This window comes from Streptomyces sp. NBRC 110611 (assembly GCF_001590865.1).
Classification (GTDB): Bacteria; Actinomycetota; Actinomycetes; order Streptomycetales; family Streptomycetaceae; genus Streptomyces.
The window spans coordinates 77,238-95,430 of sequence record NZ_BBUY01000018.1 but is presented as its reverse complement, the minus strand read 5'-3'; the positions used below and the strand labels follow the sequence as shown (position 1 = coordinate 95,430).

The window sequence follows — 18,193 nt, the reverse complement described above, 5'->3', positions numbered from 1 at the left end:
AAACCCCGGAGGTAGCCGTGTCCGAGACCGTTGCCCGCACCCAGGCCGATGTCGGCCGCTACGTGAGCGATGCCTGGCGGGACCGCTACTTCGCAGCCTGCGACGCGGTCTACGCCCTCGGCGCATCCGCAGCCGCGGAACAGGACGTGGAGACCTCCTTCGGCACCACACACGTCTACCGTTACGACCCCGCGGACCAGGCCGCCCGGTCCCGCACCCCCGTCGTCCTCGTGCACGGGGCGGGCTCCTGCGCCGCCATGTGGTACCCCAACACCCCCGCCCTCAGCGCCGACCGCCCCGTCTACGCCCTCGACACCCCGGGCGACCCCGGACGCAGCGTGCAGCGCGAACCCATCCACCAGCCCGAACGCGCCGCACAGTGGCTGGACGAGGCGCTCGCCGGGCTCGGGCTCGACCGCGTACACCTCGTCGGCAGCTCGTACGGCGGATGGCTCGCTCTGAACCAGGCGCACCGCGGGCCCGGCCGCCTCGCCTCGGTCACCCTCCTCGACCCCGGCGGCCTGGAGAAGGTGGGGCTGCGCTTCTTCGTCTGGATCTTCGTCAGCCTCTTCGCGACCTTCGCACCCAAGGCGCTGCGTCCGCGCCTGGCGGCCTGGCTGGAGCAGCCGGTCCTCATCGTGCCGCAGCTGCGCACCATGATCAGGCTCGGTGTCCGTGCCTACCGCATACGCCGCCCGTCCCCCCTGCCGCTGTCCGAGGACGAACTGTCCACCATCCGCACCCCGCTCTACCTGGTGCTCGGCAAGCGAAGCCTCCTCGTGCATCCGCGTCGGCAAGCGGAGCGGGTTCCGCGCCTGATCCCTGGCGCCCGAGCCGAAATCGTGTCAAACACCGGCCACGGACCGCAGTTCGACCACGCGGAGGAGGTCAACCGCCGGATGCTGAGCTTCATGGACTCCGTCGACTGACAGCTGCCGGTGAGCGGCGCACCGCGACGGGCGGCATGCTGACACTGTGACTGGGCGCAGCGCTTGAGGGCGTCGTCCAGAAGTGCCGTCCGGAAGCGCCGTTCCGGAAGTGCCGTCCGGAATTGCCGTCCGGAAGGTGTCGGACTCCCCTCGGCCGTAGGGCATTTACTGCCCAGTGGGCGTGGTCTCCGCGCTGTCGCGCAGCGCGCGTTCCGCTGCTCTTTCCGCCGCTCGTTCCTCTGCGTCGGCAAGCCAGAAGAAGACCGGCGGCAGGCCGAGTTCGATCGCCGCCAGGGGGATCTGGAACCACTGCGGCCAGCCGTGAAGGACGAGCGAGAGCAGCCGCCCCGCGCCGCCCAGGAGAAAGACGCCGGCCAGCCACCGCACCGCCCGGGCCGGGATGGGGCGCTGCCGAGCGGCCCAGAGCCAGGCCAGCCCGTAGCCGGCGAAGCTGGCCCCCATGAACCGGCCCCAGCTGTCGACCGTCGTGCCGGCCGAACCTGCGCCGGGGATCGCTGCGTTGCCGAGCAGCACATGAAATACCCCGATCAGGACGCAGGCCCAGCCCATCAGCTGTGTGAGTGCCCGCAGAGCCTTTGCCATAGCGTCGCCTCCCCATCCGTCTCGGCGGAACCTTAGTTGACATGCGTCTCCCGGACCCTGCTCTACCGCCACTTCCTCACTGCGGCCGGGCGAAAGGTTGACGAAAGCAGTCCTCCCGTACACCTGAAGCAGGGCGATGCGGAACGTGCCGCGGAGCCAAGGGTTGACCAGGAGGAATGCCATGCGTCGGACGACTTCGTCCTTCGGACGTCCCGGTGCGTTCATGTGTTCACCTACAGCCATGGCGACCGGGCGGTCACCGCCCGGCTTCCCCTCGCCGACCAGCAGCTGGCGAAGAAGGGCAGCGCCGTGCGGGTCGTCCTGCCGGGCGGCGAAGCGGTACAGGGGCGCATCGCGGACGTCCGCACTGTCACCGGTGACAAGGCCGGTGACAAGGCCGGCGGCGCGGCCGATACGAAGCCGAAGACCGAGGTGGAGGTGCGGATCGCGGTCCGCGACCAGAAGGCGCTGGGGGAGCTGGAGAACGTCACGGTCGACGCCGAGTTCACCAGCGAGGTCCGCAAGGACGTGTTCCACGTGCCCGTCACGGCGCTCGTGGCCCGGACGGGCGGTGGGTACGGCGTGGAGGTCCCGGAAGGCGGGGGTCGTACCCGTCTGGTTCCCGTGAAACTCGGGATGTTCAGCAACGGAGAGGTCGAGGTGGCCGGCGAGGGCCTGCGGGCCGGCCTGAAGGTGACGGTGCCGCGATGACGGCGCGGGAACCGGTCGTCGAACTGCGGGACGTCACCCGCGCCTACCCCGGCGTCGCCGCGCTGGCCGGTGTCGACCTCACCGTGGGGCGGGGCGAGCTGCTGGCCATCGTCGGTCCGTCCGGATCGGGCAAGTCGACGCTGCTCAACATCATGGGGATCCTGGACCGGCCCACGTCGGGTCTGGTGCGCGTGGACGGACACGACGTGGCGGCGCTCAGCGACCGCGGACTGGCCGCGCTGCGCGCCCGGTCCATCGGCTTCGTCTTCCAGCACTTCCACCTCGCCGAGAGCGCCACCGCGCTGGACAACGTGGCCGACGGCCTGCTCTACAGCGGCCGTTCACGCACCGAGCGCAGGGAGCGGGGCGCGGCCGTGCTGGCCCGCGTGGGCCTGGGGGAGCGCCTGCACCACCGGCCGCACGAGCTGTCCGCAGGCCAGAAGCAGCGGGTCGCGATCGCCCGCGCGGTGGTCGGCGAGCCCGGTCTGCTGCTGGCGGACGAGCCCACCGGCGCGCTGGACTCCGCGTCCGGCGCGGCCGTCATGGAGCTGCTGCACGAGCTGCACGCCGGAGGGACCACGATCGTCGTCATCACCCACGATCAGGACATCGCGGCGAGCCTGCCGCGCCAGGTCGCCATGCTCGACGGCCGGGTCCGGTACGACTCCGCGGCGCGGCCCGGCGGGCGCGAGGAGGCGACGGCATGCTGACCCCGGCCCGGCTCTCGCCGGCGGACCTGCTGCGCGTCGGGGCCTTCGGACTGCGCACCAGGCCCCTGCGGGTCTTCCTGTCCGCCCTCGGTATCGCCATCGGGATCGCCGCGATGGTCGCCACCGTCGGCATCTCCACCTCCAGCCGCGCCGAACTCGACCGGACCCTGGACCGGCTGGGCACCAACCTGCTGACCGTCCACCCCGGCAAGGCCCTGGACGGCAGCGACGCGAAACTCCCCGAGCCGGCCACGGACATGATCGGCAGGATCGCGGGCGTCGAGCGCGCCTCCGCGACCGGCCGGGTGGACGGCATCAGGGCCTACCGTACCGACAAGATCCCCGAGGAGCAGTCCGGCGCGATCGGCACCTACGCCGCCCGCCGCGACCTGCCCGCGGCGGTCGGGGCGCGGATGGCCGAGGGCCGCTGGTTCGACGCGGCCACCGGCCGGTACCCCACCGCCGTACTCGGCGCCGAGACGGCCCGGCGGCTGGGGGTGACGACACCCGGCACGCAGATCCGGCTGGGCGGACAGTGGTTCACCGTCACCGGCATCCTGGCCGCCGCCCCGCTCGCACCCGAACTGGACACCGCGGTACTCGTGGACTGGGACACCGCCCGCGAGCGGCTCGGCTTCGACGGCCATCCCACCACCGTCTACATTCGCGCGGAGAAGAAGAAGGTCGAAGAGGTACGCGCGCTGCTCGCGGCGACCGCCGACCCCGCGGACCCGTCGAGGGTGGCCGGTCTCCCGTCCCTCCGACGCGCTCGCCGCCCAGCAGGCGGGGGAGAAGGCCTTCACCGGCCTCCTCGTGGGCCTGGGCGCGGTGGCGCTCCTGGTCGGCGGCATCGGCGTGGCCAACACCATGGTGATATCCGTTCGGCCTGGACGGCCCCGACGACGAACTCAAGGACCTGTCCGACACCTTCGACTCCCTGCTCGCCAGGCCGGAGGCCGCCTTCGACAGCCAGCGGCGCTTCATCGCCAACGCCTCGCATGAACTGCGCACGCCCCTCGCCGGGCAGCGCGCCGCCCTCCAGATCGGGCTGGAGGACCCGAGCCCCGAGGAGCTGGCCGAGGTGCGCCAGGCCCTGCTGGACTCCAACCGCCGCAGCGAGCGCCTGCTCGACAGCCTGCTCACCCTCGCCAAGGGGGAGCGGGGGGTCGAACGTTTCGAGCCCTTCGACCTGGGCCAGGTCACCCGCCAGGAGGCCACAGCTGCGGAGGCGCTCGCCGAGGAGCACGCCGTCACGCTGGAGGTCACCGTGCCCCGCCCGCTGCGGGGCGGCCCCGCCCTGATGGCCACGCTGGTCGGGAACCTGTTGCGCAACGCCGTCCTGTACAACCGGCCCGGCGGCACGGTCGAGGTGCGCTGCACCGCCGATGCCCTGACCGTCCGCAACACCGGGCCCCGGGTGCCGGCGGAGGAGGTGGCGAGCCTCTTCGAGCCGTTCCGCCGCGGCCGTGACCTCGACCGGCGCGCCGGCCGGGGAGAGGGACTCGGCCTGTCCATCGTCGCCGCCGTGGCCCGCGCACATGGCGCCACCACCACCGCGACCGCCAACCCGGACGGCGGTCTCACAATCGGCGTACGACTGCCCGCCGGTGACACCCCGGCCGGGTGAACGGCGGCCCGGGCGCGCCCGGTTGAGTGGTGGCCTGGGCGCGCTCGGGGGAGTCCGGCATGTGTACCTGTCCCGTACCTAGGGCCTGTCTCTCCGATCTCCGCGGGCCTGCGGCGCCTGGCACCGCACCTCGCCGCGTTGTCACATCACCCACGGACACCCAGTCCGCGGGCAATGCTCCGCCTTGCGATGCACGGCACCAGGCGCCGCAGGCTGATCCACGGAGATCGGAGAGACAGGCCCTAGCCCGCGTGCAGGGCGAGCGTCGGTGAGAGGCGGGCGGCGCGGACCGCCGGGTACAGGCCTGCCACCGACCCGATGAGCAGGGTGGCGGCGAAGCCGCCGCCGACCGCCCACAGGGGTACCACCCACGGCATGCCGCCCGAGGCGGCGAACACATAGGTGGCCGCCGCGCCCAGCACCACTCCGGCCAGCCCGCCGAGCCCGGACAGCAGCAGTGATTCGGTGACGAACTGGATACGGACCTGGCCTCGCGTGGCGCCCAGCGAGCGGCGCAGGCCGATCTCGTGCCGCCGCTCCAGCACCGAGATGATCATGGTGTTGGCCACGCCGACCCCACCGACCAGCAGCGCCACTCCGCCCAGCCCCAGCAGGAGGTTGGTGAAGGCCCCTTCGGTGGCGGCCTTGGCCTGGAGCGCCGACGACGGGTCGGTGACCCGTACGTTGTTCGGAGCCTGCGGATCGGCGGTGCGCGGGATCAGGCCCCGCACCGTGTCCACCGAGGCGTCCGTGGAGCGCTCGTAGATCTGGGTGGGGTGACCGTCGAAGCCCAGCAACGCGCTCGCGGCCTGCCAGCCCACCAGTGCCGACCGTTCGATCTCCGGCGCCAGCGGCAGCGGGTCGAGGACGCCGATGACCGTGAAGTACCTGCTGCCGATGAGGACTTGCTGACCGGGCGTGGTGATGCCGAGGCGTTCGGCGGCGATGTGCCCGAGCACCACGGCCGGGTAGCGCCCGTTGGCGGCGTTGAGCCAGGTGCCCGCGTCGACCGTGCCGCGCAGGACCTTGAGCAGGTCCTCGTCGGCGGCCTTCACGGTGATGCCGCTGGTGTCGCTCTCGGGGATCTTCTCGCTGCGCCGGACCGTGGGTTGCAGGTCGCCGGTCGCGCCGACGTGCTCCACCCCGGGGATGCGGCCGATCATGCCCGGGGCTTCCTTGGGCAGTTTCGCCGTCTTGCCGCTGAGAAGGTCCTGACCAGGGGTGATCGTCAGCATGTTGGTGCCCAGCCGGTCGAGCTGCTGGAGCAGCTGGGCCTTGCTGGACGCCGAGATGCCGACCACCGCGATCATGGTGGCGATGCCGAGGGCGATGCCCAGTGCGGAGAGGACGACCCGTATCGGCCGGGTACGCAGTCCTGCCGAACCGACGTGGAGCACGTCACGCGGGCCGAGCCGGGCCGGGGTCAGGCGGTCACGTCGCATGTCCGGCGCTCCGCTCGCACGAGGTCTCCCCACGCTCGACGCCGGTCCGCCGGACAGCGCCGGTCCGCCGGTCGGCGACGACTTCGCCGTCACGGATGCGGACCTGGCGCGGCAGCGCACCGGCGATCTCGTGGTCATGGGTGATCACCGCGATGGTGGCGCCTTCGGCGTTGAGGTCGTGGAGCAGCTCCAGGACGGTCTCGCCGGAGGCGGAGTCGAGCGCGCCGGTCGGCTCGTCCGCCAGCAGGAGGTCCGGTTCGCCGACCACGGCCCGCGCGATGGCCACCCGCTGGCGCTGCCCGCCCGACAGTTCGTGCGGGCGGTGGTGCATCCGGTCGGCGAGCCCGACCCGTTCCAGGGCCGCGGCGGCGCGGGCCCGGCGCTCGGCACGGGGCAGGCCGCTGTAGAGCAGGCCCTCCGCGACATTGTCCTGGGCGCCGGCTCCGGCCATGAGGTGGAAGGACTGGAAGACGAAGCCGATATGCCGGGCGCGCAGCGCGGACAGCCGGCGGTCGGAGAGGGCCGCGACATCGTGCCCCGTGATGGTGAGCGTCCCCGCGGTGGGCCGGTCCAGGGTTCCGACGATGTGCAGCAGCGTGGACTTGCCCGACCCGGACGGGCCGACGATGCCGAGCAGCTCTCCGCGCTCGATGCGCAGGTCCACTCCGCGGAGTGCCGCGACACCGCCCGGGTACTCCTTGGTGACCTGGTTCAACTCGACGACGGCGCTCATGACGTGGGCACCCCGACCTTCATTCCCTCCTTGAGGCCGGATCCGCTGACCTCGACCCTCCCTTGCCCGAACAGGCCTGGCTTCACCGGGACTTCCCGGGCCTTTCCGCCCTCGACGACCTGCACGCCGAAACCGCCGGCGGGCAGCGCGAGCAGGGCGTTGACGGGAACGGTCAGCACGTTCTCGCGCTTCTCACCCTGGAGGTCGACGGTGACCGGTGCCTGGTCGGGGCCCTTGGCCTCCGACGGGTCGGAGAAGGTCACCCGTGCGGTGACTTTCTTGGACTCCTCCCCTCCGCCCTGGCCCTTGCCGTCCCCACCGGAGCCGTGGTCGACCGAGGCGACCTTGCCCTTGACCCGTTTCCCGTCGGGGAGGGTGATCTCGACGCGGGTACCGGGCCCGGCGAGACCGGCGTCGGAGGCGTCGAGCTTGATCTGCACCTCCCGGTCGGAGCCGGTGGTGGTCAGCACCGGACGGCCGGGACCGGTCTGGTCGCCCAGGGCCGCGTCCTTCTTCTGCACCCGCACGGAACCGGGCGCGAACGCGATCTGGTCCGGCCCCGTCTCGCCGGTCTGCTTCAGGCCGTGCGCCTTCTGCCAGCGCTTGACCGCCTCGGCGGTGCCGGAGGTGAAGGATTCGTCCACGGTCAGTCCCCGGCTGTAACCGAGGTCGCGGAGGTTCTGCTTCAGCTGCCGGACATCGGGCCCCTCGTCGCCGGCCTTGAGCTTCCGGTACATGGGCCGCTTGCCGTACATGAGCCGGACCTTGTGACCGTCGGCCTCGTAGAGCGGATCGTCGAGCTTGATCACCGAACCGGTGTCCGGGAGCCAGGTGAGCGTGCCCTGCGCGCCACCGTTGAGCTTGCGTTCCTTGGAGTAGCCCAGGGTTCCGTCCACCTGGGTGCGGCTGCTCAGGTCCTGCCGCGTGACCGTATCGGTCTTCTGCGGCAGGCCGTCGGTGCGCCGCTCATGGCTCCGGCCGTCGTCACTGTCACCGCTCACCGAGACGGCGGCCGCACCGCCCACCAGCGCGCTCACCACGGCCAGCGAGGCGACCAGGTATTTCCCGGGGAAACGTCTGCGCTCACCGCCCATTCTGTTCACCGCACGCCTTCTGCGCCTTCTCGAACTTCCCCTTGTCCACGTCGGAGTCCAGGCGCTCCGATCGCATCCCGCCGCCCTCGAACTTCGGATCCGGCACATTGACGCCGTGTTCGCGCATGCACCGGGCGAATTTCAGGGCCCGATCCTTGTCGGCCTGCGTCATTTCCTTGCCGCCGCCCGCACCCGGCAGGTCCTTACAGGCCTCCATGGCCTTCTTGACCTTCTTGTCGTCCCCCTGGATGCCGACGGCCTCACCCTCCTTGGGCTCCTCCACCTTCGCACCGTGTTCACGCAGGCACTGACGGTACTTATAGGCCTCGTCCGCGTCCTTGCCGCTGCCGGACGCGCCGGAGCCCTGCCCACTGTTCTCCTTGCCGGAATCCACCTCACCCCCGGTGCAGCCGACGGCGAACAACGCTATTCCCGTCATGAACGCAGCCACCATGCCGTACTTGATATTTCCCATGGAATTCCTCCGTATCCGGGGCCGATTTGGCCGACGAGCCGACGGGCCGACGGAACGGAGGCTGACACGGACCCGCATTTCGTTTCTCTCAACGAAGACGTTTACACCGGCGAAAGGTCGCTCTCGGGTATACATGGAGTCATGCGTGTGCTGGTCGTGGAGGACGAGGAATTCCTGGCGGACATGATCGCCGAAGGGCTGCGCCGTGACGCCCTGGCCGTCGACATCGCGCACGACGGCAGACAGGCGCTGGAGCGGCTGCGCCTGGGCGACTACGACGTGCTCGTCCTGGACCGCGATCTGCCCGGCATCCACGGTGACGAGGTGTGCCGCCAGGTCGTCGGGACGCGCCTGCTGACCCGGGTGCTGATGCTCACCGCCGCCGGTTCCGTGCGCGAGCGCGTCGAGGGACTGGGCCTGGGCGCGGACGACTACCTGGCCAAGCCGTTCGCCTACGAGGAACTCCTGGCCCGCGTGCTGGCGCTGGGCCGTCGCGCCCACCCCGCCCTGCCCCCGGTCATCGAACGCGCGGGCATCACCCTGGACACCGCCCGCCGCCAGGCGTCCCGGGACGGGCGCCATCTCGCGCTCTCCCGCAAGGAGTTCGGCGTACTGGAGGTGCTGATGCGCGCCGAGGGCGCCGTCGTCAGCGGCGACGACCTCATCGAGCAGGTATGGGAGGAGCACACCAGCTACCGCACCAACGCCGTCCGCGTCACCCTCAGCAAACTCCGCACCAAACTGGGCGAGCCCCCGGTCGTCGAAACCCTGCCCGGCCACGGCTACCGCATCGGCGGCTCCGGATGCCCCGGATGAGGCGGCTCCCGGTACCCCGCGCGCTCCGTGACCGCGTCCGGCTGCCCGGCGGGGAACGCACGCGGCTGACCCTGCTCTACGGGGGGCTGCTCGTCCTCGCCGGCGCCATGCTCATCGGCCTGGTCAACGTCCTCGTGGGCCAGGGCCTGTACATGACGATCAGCACGGCGGTGGCTCCCGCGACCAGCCGGCCCGGCGACGCCCCCGAACCCTCGCCCGCCATCGCCGGATCCGCCGTCCCCACCCGCGTGCCCCGCGACCAGTCGGCTCCCGACCCTCTCAAGGCGTTCACACAGGCCGCTGAACAGGCCGCCCAGCACCGCCTGCTGACCATCTCCCTGATCGCCCTGGCCGCCTTCGCCGTCCTCTCGGTCGCGCTGGCCTGGTGGATGGCCGGCCGGGTGCTGCGCCCGGTGGGGGTGATCACCCGTACCGCCCGGCGGCTGTCCGGGGAGAACCTCCACGAGCGCATCGCCCTCGACGCCCCCGCGGGCGAACTCAAACAGCTCGCCGACACCTTCGACGAGATGCTCGACCGTATCGAGCACCTCGTCGGCGCCCAGAAGCGTTTCGCCGCCAACGCCGCGCACGAGCTGCGCACCTCGCTGGCGGTGCAGCGGGCCGCGGCGGAGATCGGTCTGGCCACCTCCGACCCACAGGCCGTCGCCCGCATCCGCAGCAAGCTGATCGAGGTCGCGGACAGCAGCGAGCGGCTCATCGAGGGCCTGTTGCTGCTCTCCGTCTCCGACCAGGGACTGGAGCACCGCGAACCGGTCGCCCTCGACGAACTGACCGGCTCCGTGGCCGCCGAACACACCGCCTCGCAACGGGCCCGCGACCACGGCATCACCGTACGGACCGAGACCTCACCGGTGACGGTGCAGGGCGACCCGGTCCTGCTGGTCCACCTCGTCCGCAACCTCCTCGGCAACGCCCTCCGTTACAACCAGGACGGCGGCCACATCACCGTCACCGTGCACGGCCGCGTCCTGGAGGTCGCCAACAGCGGCCCCCTGGTGCCGCCGGAGACCGTCCCGTACCTCTTCGAGCCCTTCCGGCGCCTGGAAGAACGCCGGCACGGCCCCGGCGAGGGCGCCGGCCTGGGCCTGTCCATCGTGGCCTCGATCGCCCGCGCCCACGACGCCCGCGCCACCGCCGAGGCGAACCCGGACGGCGGCCTGACCGTCCGGGTCGCCTTCCCCGACCCCAAGGGCGACGAGTGAACACCCACGACATCGGGCCGGCCTGCCTGTCCGCCGGGGAGGTGCTCCGTCCACCGGGGGGCTACCTCCTGATGCCGTAGGGAGCGGCTACTTTCCGAGCGCGAGCGCGCCGGCCTGGGCGAACTCCTCGTCGGTGGCACCGCTCGGGGCGCCGGCCACACCGATCCCGGCGATCGGCGCGCCCTGGGAGCGCACCGGGGTGCCGCCGGGAAGGAAGAGCGTGCCGGGAATGTCCTTGAGGGTGGGCGCCTGGTCGAGCCGCTTGACCAGTTCGGAGGTGGGCGCGTTCCAGGAGACTGCGGTGAACGCCTTCTGCGCGGCCGACTCGTAGGACTGCGGGCCTGCGCCGTCGCCCCGCAGGTGGACGAGCGTGTTGCCATTGCGGTCCACGACGGCGACCGAGATCTTCTGGCCCGCCTTGCGCGCCGCGTCCACGGCGGCCTGCGCTGCCTTGGTGGCGGCAGCGAGGGTGAGGTGGCTGGTGGTGTGGGTGTCTTCGGCGGCAGCGACGGTGGTCTTCTTGCTGACGGACTGCGCGGTGCCGGGAGAGGAAGCGGCGGTCGCGGAGAAGGCGCCGACAGTGCCCGCGCTGAGGAGGGCGAGGGCGGCGGCACCGGTGACGACACGGGCACGGCCGGACAGCTTCTTGGCGGTCCGCTGCGGGGTGAGGGTCGGGTTCGGCATGTTCTGGCTCCTTGGATGGCCGTCGTGGCCGTCATGGCTGCTACGGCCCGCTATGGCAGGCATGGTCTGGGACAGCCGTGGACGGTCTGGGATGAGTGGAAGAGGTGGTGCGTCTTCATCCTCGGGGCGGGGCGGGAGCACGCGGGTCGGCGTTCCGGCTGGGGCCGGCGTGCATGATGGGGGAGGCCGGTGTCATCCGATCGGTTGATACGGGCCGCTCGCCACCCGGGTTACGACTGGGAGGACCACTACGGGAGAGCCCGCAAGGAGAAAGATCCACGTGCCTGACGCCGCCCCCTGCCGCGCGCAACCCGCCCCACAGCAGCCCCCGGCGCCGGACGCGAACCCCGACGCCCGCTGGCTGGGCCCCGTCATGCACCTGGCGTTCTTCCTGCTGCTGGCCGCCTCCCTCGCCCGCTTCCTGCTCCGCCACCCCGGTCAGCCCCGCACCCCGTGGATCGTCGCACTCGGCGTGGCCCTGGCCCTCCTGTACGTCCTCGGCCCGGTGCTCGGCCCCCGTACGGACGACGAGCGGCGCCCCACCGCCCGCCGGCTCCTGTGGCTGGGGGCCGTCGTGTCGATCTGGGCCGTCCTCGTCGTGCTCGCACCGAGCTTCGCGTGGTGCGCGGTGCCGCTGTTCTACACGGGACTGCGGACGCTGCCGACCGGCGCGGCGTCGGTGCTCGTCGGTCTGCTCACCGCGTTCGTCATGGTCGCCCAGATGCGGCTGTCCACCGGCTTCGACCCGAATCTGCTGCTCGCACCGCCGGCCATCGCCGCCCTGGCCACCGCCGTGTTCGTCCATATGGAACGCCAGACCGCGCGGCAGCGGGCACTGGTCGACGATCTCCTGCGCACCCGGCGTGAACTGGCCGCCACCGAGCGGCGCGAGGGCACGCTCGCCGAGCGGCAGCGGCTGTCGATGGAGATCCACGACACCCTCGCCCAGGGGCTGTCGAGCCAGCAGATGCTGCTCCAGGCCGCCGAACGCACCTGGGACGCGGCTCCGGACACCGCCCGCGGTCATATCCGTACGGCCACCGAGATCACCGCCCGCAACCTCGCCGAGGCCCGTCGCTTCGTGCACGACCTCGCCCCGGCGGACCTCGCCGACGGCGCCTCGCTCCCTCAGGCGCTGCGCCAACTCGCCGCCCGCGCCAACGAGTCGGCCCTGGAGCCGGCCCCCGCGTCCGCTCCGGCGGCCGCCCCCGGGGTGCTCTCCGTGCGGCTGCACGTGGACGGCACGCCGGCACCGCTGCCCGACCGGGTGCAGTCCGCGCTGCTGCGCATCGCCCAGGGCGCCCTCGCCAACGTCCGCGAGCACGCCGCCGCGACCACCGTCGCCCTGACCCTCACCTACCTCGGCGACCAGATCGTGCTGGACATCGCCGACGACGGCCGCGGCTTCACCCCCGCCGGTCCGGGCACCTTCGCTGTTCCGGGCACGCCCGCCGGTCCGGGCACCTCCGCCGGCCCAGTCGCACCGGCCGCCCCCGGGCGCGAGCGCGGCCACGGCCTGCCCGCCATGCGGGCCCGGGTGCGGCAGCTCGGCGGCACCCTCACCGTCGAGTCCGCACCGGGCGAGGGCACCGTCCTGTCCGCCGCCATCCCCCTGGAGCCCACCCCATGACCACCCCCGAGCCCGCCCGAGAGCCCGGAACCGATCCCGTCCGAGGGCCCGGAGACGCGGCCGTCCGAGAGTCCGGAGCCGCGCCCGTACGCGTCCTGCTCTGTGACGACCACGCCGTCGTACGCGCCGGGCTGCTGGCTCTGCTGAGCAGCGCGCCCGGCATCGAGGTCGCCGGCGAGGCCGGCAGCGGCGAGGAAGCCGTGGCGGCGGCCGCCAAGCTCCGGCCAGATGTCGTCCTGATGGATCTGCAACTCGGCCCGGGAATCGACGGCATCGAAGCAACCCGCCGCATCACCCACCTTGCTCCCACCCCCCACGTCCTGGTCCTGACCACCTACGACACCGACGCCGACATCACCCGCGCCATCGAGGCCGGCGCCACCGGCTACCTCCTCAAAGCCGAACGCCCCGACGAACTCTTCACCGCCATCCACGCCGCCGCCCAGGGCCACAGCACCCTCTCCGCGCCCGTCGCCCATCGCGTACTGGCCCGGATGCGCAGCCCCCGCCCCACGCTCACCGACCGGGAACGCGACATCCTCGGCCAGCTGGCGCGGGGCCTGAGCAACCGCGAGATCGCCCGGGCGCTGTTCATCAGTGAGGCCACCGTCAAGACACACCTGGGCCGCATCTACGACAAGCTCGACGTCGACACCCGTGCCGGCGCGGTCGCGGTGGCCAAGGAGCAACGACTGCTGCCCTGAAAAGGAACAGCGACTGCTGTCCTGAACCGGTCAGCAGGATGCCGCCGGAGCGGAACGTCGTGATCCGTCGCAGTTCGAGCGGGAGGGCCGGACGCCGCCCGGCAGTCCCTCGTTGTCTCGGGGCTTGCATAGGCTGGTCCGATGCGGACGCGAGTGCGAGAACGATGGAGTGGTCGGCCACTGTGGGCACGATGGGTTCTCGCGGTGTACTTGATCGGCTTCCTCCAAGGTGCCTGCGTTCACGTCCTCGACCTGGTCCGCGGCGGGATCCACGCCTATGCGTCGTTCCCGCAGGTTTCGTTCCAGGCGTTCTTCATCAGTCTGGTGGTCCTCGATCCGCTGGTCGTCGTGCTGGTGGCACTCATGCGGCCGGTGGGCGTCCGGCTGGCCGTCTGCGTGATGGCGTTGGACGTCTCCGCGAACTGGATCGGTAACTGGCCCTGGCTGCGGGCGGATCCGACGCGACTGCTGCAACCGGTCGGACTGCTGCCCATCACGCTCTTCGGCCTGTTCGTCGTCGTGTCCTCGACGCCCTTGCTGCGAGCCATGCGGGGGCGGCATCCCCGTTGTACGACCCGTTGACCCGTTGTACGCCCCGATGACGATCGCCGACGATCCCGCTGTGGGGCACCGACTGTCCGGATTCCGCCGTCGGCGCGGTGCCGATTGCGGGATGGTGGTGGTTGGTGTGTCGTACCCGGGCGTCGACCGTCACCATCCCCGAGGACGTCGACGAGCTGTTGAAGAAGGCAGATGCCGCGCTCGACGCGCTCGCGAGCCGTGCCCCCGCAGCCGCCCTCAAAGCCGCCCGCCGCCTGGAGATTCTGGCGCAGAGCATCGGATACCACGCCGCGGGCGGCGCATACCGGACGATGGAGACGGAAGAACTCGGTACAGCCCTCGGCATCACTGCCGACGAGGCTGAGAACCTCCTCTTCCGCTACAGGAGGCGGTAGAGCGGCGCCTCCGCTGCCTGACCATCAGGCGGTGCCTGTACGTACTGTGCGGCTTGCATCTCGTAGAGCGTTCGGTAGTGGCCCTGGGGCAACGCCATGAGTTCGGCGTGGCTGCCGTGCTCGGCCACGCGGCCGTGGTCGAGCACGTAGATCAGGTCGGGCGGTTGCGGTGGCCGCCAGCCGGTGCGTGATGAGCAGGACCGTCGTGCCGTCGTCCGTCATCGACCGCAGGGCATGGAACGCCTCGATCTCCGCCTTCGGGTCCAGGGCGGAGGTGGGCTCGTCGACGATCACCAGCGGGGCTCGCCGGAATCGGGCTCTGGCGCTGCCGATGCGCTGCCATTGCCCGCCGGAGAGCTGGGTGCTGCGCTCGAACCCGCTGACGATGATGCTGTCCCAGCCGTCCGGCAGTGAGTCCACCACACACGAGGCGTCGGCCTCCCGGGCGGCTTGCTCGATCCGGGCCTGGTCGAGGTCCAGCTCGGGCCGGCCGATGTGGATGTTGGCCCGGGCGGTCATCGACCAGTGAGGGAAGTCCTGGCAGAGCAGAGCCACCTGGTCGAAGACGGCGTCCCGATCGGCTGTGCGCAGGTCGACGCCGTTGACGAAGACCTGGCCCTTGGACGGCAGGTAGAGCCCGGCCAGGAGCTTGGACAGCGTCGTCTTGCCGGACCCGTTCTCCCTGACCAGAGCCACCACCTTCCCTGCGGAAATCGTCAACGACACGTATTCCAGGGCGGGTTGCTCGGCTCCGGGGTAGGAGAAGGACACGTTCTCGCATCGCACTTCGACCGGCCCCCGGGGGATCGGGAGACCCCCGGTGGGGATCGCTTCGCGTTCGGCCAGCTCGTACGCCGCCTCCAGATCGGCCAGGTACATCGACTCCTCATAGAGCCGGTTCATGGACATCACCAGACTGCCAAGATTCTGGCTGGAGTTACGCATCGCGACGACTGCGGTGCCGGCCGCCGCCAGCGGGATGCCGCCGTACCACAGCAGCGCCCACAAAGCTCCATAGGAGGCGAGCGCGACGACCCCGGACAGGGCCGAGGCCACCAGGTCGGTTCCGGCCTCGGCGTAGGCCAGGCGCTGCTTCTCCAGCGCCGCGGTGGCCGCCATGTCCTCGTACGCGCCGGCGAGCAGTTCGCCGGCGCGGTGGGCCTTGACTTCCGGTCCCGCCTCCGGCCGCCCGGGCCAGGCCCCGGTAGTAGCGGGCGGTGCAGGCCCGTTCGATCTTCGGCTCCAACCGGGCCGGATGCCGCCACGCTCAGCGCCGACAGCATCGAGGATGCCGCTGACACCGCGGCGGCCGCGCCGAGGGCGGGAGCCGCGTCCAGGAGACGGTCGGTACCAGCAGGGCTCGCGGGTCTTCCCGCCACCCGGCTCTGGCGACACTGGCCATCATCGCCGGGAACTGCTTGGCCATCGACCAGAACGAGATCCTCAGCAGTGGGTTCTCGTAGTGCGCCCATGCTTTGTCGTGCCGTAGTGCACCGCTGAACAGGAGTTGTTCACTGTCGGACAGCGCTGACTGCCGGGGTGTCCTGTCAGGGGTGGCCTGGTGGGACATGGTGTCGCGGATCAGGGTTCATGACCACCCCGCCTCGGTGCAGGGACGACAGGGCCTGGCGCGGATGAGGGCGGGTCAACTCACCTTGCAGGGAGATTGGTTCGTGCGAAGAGAACGGGTCCTCTCGGCCGAGCCGGCAAGCATTCTCGGCCGAGAGGACCTCCCTACTGGAACCGCCCGTTCAACTCAGTTCATGCGCTTGCCGTCGGAGAGGCGGCCGGCGCCGTCACCGACGTACAACTGTGGGACGCCATCACTGCGGATACCCACCACATCGGACTTGCCGTCACCGTTGAAGTCCCCGCCCAACAGCGCCTTGCGGCTGCCCCAGGAGGTGTCCTTCCACAACGGCGTGTACGCCCGGGACAGCTTGCCCGGGGCCGAGCCGGTATACAGGCGGAAGCTCCCGCCCTGGTGGACCCGGCGAGATCCGTGTACCGCCCGCCGAGCGACATGTCCCGTGCCGGCCGTTCGCGGAAGTCCCCGGCGACCAGGTGCTTCATCCGCTTCCAGGAAGTGTCGTGCCACAGCGTGCGGCGCCCGGAGAACGCGGCCAGGGTGCCGTCGGCCCGCGTCGGGTAGAAGTACAGGCAAGCCGTCCCTGGCGATGGCCACCAGCCCGTCGCGGCCGCTGCGGTCATCGCGCATGGCGGCGAAGGTCCGTACGTTCTTCCAGGTGTTGTCGGGCCAGATGCGGCCACGCGCCCGCACGTGCCCCTCGCGGGTACCGGTGTACTGGCGCAGCTCGCCATTGGCCCACAGCGCGATCAGATCGCCGATGCCGTCGCCGTTGAAGTCCCCGCCGACGATCCGCCGCATCCCTCCCCACGTCCTGTCGTGCCACAGTGCCCGGCCGTACTCCAGCGTGCCGTCCGGCTTGGCGTAGAACGCATGCAGGGAACCGTCCTTGCGCACCGCCGCGATGTCGGTACGGCCGTCACCGTTGAAGTCCGCCGAGGCCACAAGATCGGTGACATCCTCGAAGGGGCGAGGCTTCGGCTGGGGCTTCGGCCCTGGGCCCGGCGTGGGCTTCGGCTTGGTGGGGGCCTTCTGCGGGGCGCGTACGTCGAGGTGGTTGCGGTCGATGTTGAGGGTGACGCCGCCGTGGGGCCTTCAGGGCCTGGACGCCGGAAGAGGCGTGGACGTACGCGCCCGAGCGGTAGCCCAGCTCGTGGAGGCGCTTGGTCCAGGCCGACAGATACGCGCGCACGGGGCCGTCGAAGCCCTTGCGGTCGTTGTAGTGTTCGACGTCGTTGTAGAGTGCGGCGCCCGGCCCCAGGCCGAGGCCCTTCGCGGCCTGCACCGCACCGTCCGCCGCCTGCCGGCCCTGGTGTGCGGCGCCGGCCTCGTTCTTGATCAGGCGGGTGGCGGGCGCCTTCTTATCGTTCCAGGGCTGGGGGCCGACCCAGATCGGCATGAGGTGCCAGCCGTCCGCCGCCTGCCGGCGGATCCACTCCGCGGTGAGCTGGGGCTGCGCGCAGGCCCGTGTGCTGCCGCCGATGTAGACCCCCACCGCCCGGTAGGGCGACGCCTTGCGCCACGCCTTCATCTGGGACCCGCTCGGGGCTGTGCAGGCATCGAAGCCCTCGGTGCCCGAGGACACCGTCACCGTCGGGATGTCGGCGCGCTGCGATGCGCCCTCCAGCGGCTCCAGGTGGACCGTCTCGGCCCGTTCGCCGACGGCGCCGCCCGTGCAGCGCGCCTGTTCACCAGCGCGGCCGAGATGCAGCGCGGGCTGGTCCAGGCGGAGGCACGCCTCAGGGGAACGCTCCAGGTCGACGACCTGCCAGCCGTCCGGGACGGGCACCTGCCAGCCGCCGTAGCTGACGGACCCGGCGGAGCCGGAGGACCCGGCGGAGGGCTCGTCGGCCGCTGCCGCGACGGGGGGGTGGTCAGGGAGAGGAGCGCGGTGGCGGCGAGAGTTCCGCCGACGAGCCGGGGCAGCCGGGGGAGTGGGGGTATCGCGGATGTCATGGTTCTCCGAGTCGTGGTGTCCGAGCCGTCGCGTTGCGTCGTGACGGCGGGATCCTTGACGGAGATTGAAATTCAGACGCGGCGGAATTTCTGCCTACCAAAGCCCTTATCCGGTGGACTTATTGACCGCTGTTACCCAACGAAGGATGACGAATTCATCAACTTCGGGCTACAACCTCTTTTGGGTACCAAGGGCTACACGAACTTCGGCACCAAGGGCTACACGACTTTCGGTACCAAGGACTACACGGCTGTCCCGGTCCGACGACATCCCCGCACATACGATGCAGCGAAGAGTCGACGCCGTCGGCG

General features: G+C 71.2%; 19 protein-coding genes and 1 pseudogene. 11 read left to right on the top strand and 9 right to left on the bottom strand.

All coding sequences use genetic code 11. The annotated features are described in order from the left end of the window. Nucleotides 1–17 precede the first annotated feature (17 nt). On the top strand, nucleotides 18–929 hold the full coding sequence (locus tag AZE13_RS27510; protein WP_066937696.1) for an alpha/beta fold hydrolase: 912 nt from the start codon (nucleotides 18–20) through the stop codon (nucleotides 927–929). A gap of 165 nt (nucleotides 930–1,094) precedes the next feature. Here AZE13_RS27510 and AZE13_RS27505 read toward each other — a convergent pair whose 3' ends face one another. Continuing rightward, nucleotides 1,095–1,532 (bottom strand): DUF4345 domain-containing protein, encoded by a 438-nt coding sequence (locus AZE13_RS27505; RefSeq protein ID WP_066937693.1) that lies wholly within the window; start codon nucleotides 1,530–1,532, stop codon nucleotides 1,095–1,097. Between the two features lie 225 nt (nucleotides 1,533–1,757). Here AZE13_RS27505 and AZE13_RS27500 point away from each other — a divergent pair, with 225 nt between their 5' ends. The 4 genes and pseudogenes from AZE13_RS27500 to AZE13_RS27485 all read left to right on the top strand — a co-directional run bounded on the left by AZE13_RS27500 (nucleotide 1,758) and on the right by AZE13_RS27485 (nucleotide 4,580). After that, entirely contained in the window at nucleotides 1,758–2,243 is a 486-nt protein-coding gene (locus AZE13_RS27500) for an efflux RND transporter periplasmic adaptor subunit (protein WP_066937690.1), read from the top strand. Beyond that, nucleotides 2,240–2,953: an ABC transporter ATP-binding protein gene (locus tag AZE13_RS27495; protein ID WP_066937687.1), complete on the top strand. Its 714-nt coding sequence runs from the start codon at nucleotides 2,240–2,242 to the stop codon at nucleotides 2,951–2,953. Before AZE13_RS27500 ends, AZE13_RS27495 begins: the two co-directional genes overlap by 4 nt. Further along, nucleotides 2,947–3,877, top strand: a pseudogene (locus AZE13_RS34490) (ABC transporter permease); the annotation flags it as partial. The gene AZE13_RS27495 and the pseudogene AZE13_RS34490, both read left to right, overlap by 7 nt. Next, nucleotides 3,840–4,580 carry a sensor histidine kinase gene (locus AZE13_RS27485; protein ID WP_079124423.1) on the top strand — a complete coding sequence of 247 codons (741 nt, stop codon included), beginning with the start codon at nucleotides 3,840–3,842 and terminating at the stop codon, nucleotides 4,578–4,580. The pseudogene AZE13_RS34490 and the gene AZE13_RS27485, both read left to right, overlap by 38 nt. 242 nt (nucleotides 4,581–4,822) lie before the next feature. Here AZE13_RS27485 and AZE13_RS27480 read toward each other — a convergent pair whose 3' ends face one another. The 4 genes from AZE13_RS27480 to AZE13_RS27465 are packed head-to-tail and all read right to left on the bottom strand — an operon-like array spanning nucleotide 4,823 to nucleotide 8,324. Further along, a complete protein-coding gene (locus tag AZE13_RS27480) occupies nucleotides 4,823–6,022 on the bottom strand; it encodes an ABC transporter permease (protein ID WP_066937677.1) in 1,200 nt (399 codons plus the stop codon). Beyond that, a complete protein-coding gene (locus AZE13_RS27475; protein WP_066937674.1) occupies nucleotides 6,012–6,755 on the bottom strand; it encodes an ABC transporter ATP-binding protein in 744 nt (247 codons plus the stop codon). Before AZE13_RS27475 ends, AZE13_RS27480 begins: the two co-directional genes overlap by 11 nt. After that, complete coding sequence (locus tag AZE13_RS27470; protein ID WP_066937672.1) at nucleotides 6,752–7,849, bottom strand: peptidoglycan-binding protein; 1,098 nt, start codon at nucleotides 7,847–7,849, stop codon at nucleotides 6,752–6,754. The genes AZE13_RS27475 and AZE13_RS27470 overlap by 4 nt, the downstream gene beginning before the upstream one ends. Next, the gene (locus AZE13_RS27465; protein WP_066937668.1) at nucleotides 7,839–8,324 is read right to left on the bottom strand and encodes a hypothetical protein; all 486 of its coding nucleotides are present in this window, start codon (nucleotides 8,322–8,324) and stop codon (nucleotides 7,839–7,841) included. The genes AZE13_RS27470 and AZE13_RS27465 overlap by 11 nt, the downstream gene beginning before the upstream one ends. A gap of 141 nt (nucleotides 8,325–8,465) precedes the next feature. Here AZE13_RS27465 and AZE13_RS27460 point away from each other — a divergent pair, with 141 nt between their 5' ends. Both AZE13_RS27460 and AZE13_RS27455 read left to right on the top strand, forming a co-directional pair. Further along, nucleotides 8,466–9,140: a response regulator transcription factor gene (locus AZE13_RS27460; RefSeq protein ID WP_066937664.1), complete on the top strand. Its 675-nt coding sequence runs from the start codon at nucleotides 8,466–8,468 to the stop codon at nucleotides 9,138–9,140. Further along, nucleotides 9,137–10,363, top strand: a complete 1,227-nt coding sequence (locus tag AZE13_RS27455; protein ID WP_066937661.1) for a sensor histidine kinase — start codon at nucleotides 9,137–9,139, stop codon at nucleotides 10,361–10,363. Before AZE13_RS27460 ends, AZE13_RS27455 begins: the two co-directional genes overlap by 4 nt. An 87-nt stretch (nucleotides 10,364–10,450) precedes the next feature. Here the strand turns inward: AZE13_RS27455 and AZE13_RS27450 are convergent, their stop codons facing one another. Beyond that, nucleotides 10,451–11,047 (bottom strand): GlcG/HbpS family heme-binding protein, encoded by a 597-nt coding sequence (locus AZE13_RS27450; RefSeq protein WP_066937658.1) that lies wholly within the window; start codon nucleotides 11,045–11,047, stop codon nucleotides 10,451–10,453. 373 nt (nucleotides 11,048–11,420) lie between these two features. On the opposite strand from AZE13_RS27450, the gene AZE13_RS27445 reads away from it, so the two are divergent. The 4 genes from AZE13_RS27445 (at nucleotide 11,421) to AZE13_RS27430 (ending at nucleotide 14,337) form a co-directional block, all read left to right on the top strand. Continuing rightward, on the top strand, nucleotides 11,421–12,677 hold the full coding sequence (locus AZE13_RS27445; RefSeq protein WP_079124432.1) for a sensor histidine kinase: 1,257 nt from the start codon (nucleotides 11,421–11,423) through the stop codon (nucleotides 12,675–12,677). Beyond that, on the top strand, nucleotides 12,674–13,381 hold the full coding sequence (locus AZE13_RS27440) for a response regulator (protein ID WP_079124422.1): 708 nt from the start codon (nucleotides 12,674–12,676) through the stop codon (nucleotides 13,379–13,381). Before AZE13_RS27445 ends, AZE13_RS27440 begins: the two co-directional genes overlap by 4 nt. Before the next feature lie 204 nt (nucleotides 13,382–13,585). Next, nucleotides 13,586–13,963 carry a hypothetical protein gene (locus tag AZE13_RS27435; RefSeq protein ID WP_258528020.1) on the top strand — a complete coding sequence of 126 codons (378 nt, stop codon included), beginning with the start codon at nucleotides 13,586–13,588 and terminating at the stop codon, nucleotides 13,961–13,963. A gap of 101 nt (nucleotides 13,964–14,064) precedes the next feature. Then, nucleotides 14,065–14,337 (top strand): hypothetical protein, encoded by a 273-nt coding sequence (locus tag AZE13_RS27430; RefSeq protein ID WP_181690461.1) that lies wholly within the window; start codon nucleotides 14,065–14,067, stop codon nucleotides 14,335–14,337. Nucleotides 14,338–14,361: 24 nt separating this feature from the next. Here the strand turns inward: AZE13_RS27430 and AZE13_RS27425 are convergent, their stop codons facing one another. The 3 genes from AZE13_RS27425 to AZE13_RS27415 form a co-directional block, all read right to left on the bottom strand. Further along, entirely contained in the window at nucleotides 14,362–15,456 is a 1,095-nt protein-coding gene (locus AZE13_RS27425) for an ATP-binding cassette domain-containing protein (protein ID WP_066937648.1), read from the bottom strand. 637 nt (nucleotides 15,457–16,093) lie between these two features. After that, on the bottom strand, nucleotides 16,094–16,870 hold the full coding sequence (locus AZE13_RS27420) for an FG-GAP repeat domain-containing protein (RefSeq protein ID WP_066937645.1): 777 nt from the start codon (nucleotides 16,868–16,870) through the stop codon (nucleotides 16,094–16,096). Continuing rightward, nucleotides 16,845–17,714: a glycoside hydrolase domain-containing protein gene (locus AZE13_RS27415; protein WP_066937641.1), complete on the bottom strand. Its 870-nt coding sequence runs from the start codon at nucleotides 17,712–17,714 to the stop codon at nucleotides 16,845–16,847. Before AZE13_RS27415 ends, AZE13_RS27420 begins: the two co-directional genes overlap by 26 nt. Nucleotides 17,715–18,193 lie beyond the last annotated feature (479 nt).

Excerpts from the sequence above, each read along its gene's own strand:
- AZE13_RS27505 (WP_066937693.1), bottom strand. The coding sequence starts at position 1,532 with ATGGCAAAGGCTCTGCGGGCACTCACACAGCTGATGGGCTGGGCCTGC.
- AZE13_RS27495 (WP_066937687.1), top strand. The coding sequence starts at position 2,240 with ATGACGGCGCGGGAACCGGTCGTCGAACTGCGGGACGTCACCCGCGCC.
- AZE13_RS27480 (WP_066937677.1), bottom strand. The coding sequence starts at position 6,022 with ATGCGACGTGACCGCCTGACCCCGGCCCGGCTCGGCCCGCGTGACGTG.
- AZE13_RS27475 (WP_066937674.1), bottom strand. The coding sequence starts at position 6,755 with ATGAGCGCCGTCGTCGAGTTGAACCAGGTCACCAAGGAGTACCCGGGC.
- AZE13_RS27470 (WP_066937672.1), bottom strand. The coding sequence starts at position 7,849 with ATGGGCGGTGAGCGCAGACGTTTCCCCGGGAAATACCTGGTCGCCTCG.
- AZE13_RS27465 (WP_066937668.1), bottom strand. The coding sequence starts at position 8,324 with ATGGGAAATATCAAGTACGGCATGGTGGCTGCGTTCATGACGGGAATA.
- AZE13_RS27460 (WP_066937664.1), top strand. The coding sequence starts at position 8,466 with ATGCGTGTGCTGGTCGTGGAGGACGAGGAATTCCTGGCGGACATGATC.
- AZE13_RS27455 (WP_066937661.1), top strand. The coding sequence starts at position 9,137 with ATGAGGCGGCTCCCGGTACCCCGCGCGCTCCGTGACCGCGTCCGGCTG.
- AZE13_RS27450 (WP_066937658.1), bottom strand. The coding sequence starts at position 11,047 with ATGCCGAACCCGACCCTCACCCCGCAGCGGACCGCCAAGAAGCTGTCC.
- AZE13_RS27445 (WP_079124432.1), top strand. The coding sequence starts at position 11,421 with ATGCACCTGGCGTTCTTCCTGCTGCTGGCCGCCTCCCTCGCCCGCTTC.
- AZE13_RS27440 (WP_079124422.1), top strand. The coding sequence starts at position 12,674 with ATGACCACCCCCGAGCCCGCCCGAGAGCCCGGAACCGATCCCGTCCGA.
- AZE13_RS27425 (WP_066937648.1), bottom strand. The coding sequence starts at position 15,456 with ATGGCGGCCACCGCGGCGCTGGAGAAGCAGCGCCTGGCCTACGCCGAG.